The 598-nt window shown below is 51.3% G+C and carries 1 rRNA gene; it reads right to left on the bottom strand.

Annotation, left to right across the window (positions count from 1 at the left end):
• Positions 1-598 (bottom strand): 23S ribosomal RNA (locus ACINWC141_RS00920); the annotation flags it as partial.

Raw genomic sequence — 598 nt, forward strand, 5'->3', positions numbered from 1 at the left:
GATAACGGGGCAGAGTTAGAACCTCAACATTACCAGGGTGGTATTTCAAGGACGGCTCCATTGGAACTAGCGTTCCAACTTCAAAGCCTCCCACCTATCCTACACAAGTAAGGTCAAAGTTCAATGTCAAGCTGCAGTAAAGGTTCACGGGGTCTTTCCGTCTAGCCGCGGGTACACTGCATCTTCACAGCGATTTCGATTTCACTGAGCCTCTGCTGGAGACAGCGCCGCCATCATTATGCCATTCGTGCAGGTCGGAACTTACCCGACAAGGAATTTCGCTACCTTAGGACCGTTATAGTTACGGCCGCCGTTTACTGGGGCTTCGATCAAGAGCTTCGCTTACGCTAACCCCATCAATTAACCTTCCAGCACCGGGCAGGCATCACACCCTATACGTCCACTTTCGTGTTTGCAGAGTGCTATGTTTTTAATAAACAGTTGCAGCGGCCTGGTTTCTGTGGCTGCCAATAGCTCAGACCGCAAGGGTCATCACCGTCAGCAGCGTACCTTCTCCCGAAGTTACGGTACCATTTTGCCTAGTTCCTTCAGCAGAGTTCTCTCAAGCGCCTTGGTCTACTCGACCTGACCACCTGTG

This window comes from Acinetobacter sp. WC-141, from assembly GCF_000313935.1.
In the GTDB taxonomy this organism is placed as follows: Bacteria; Pseudomonadota; Gammaproteobacteria; order Pseudomonadales; family Moraxellaceae; genus Acinetobacter.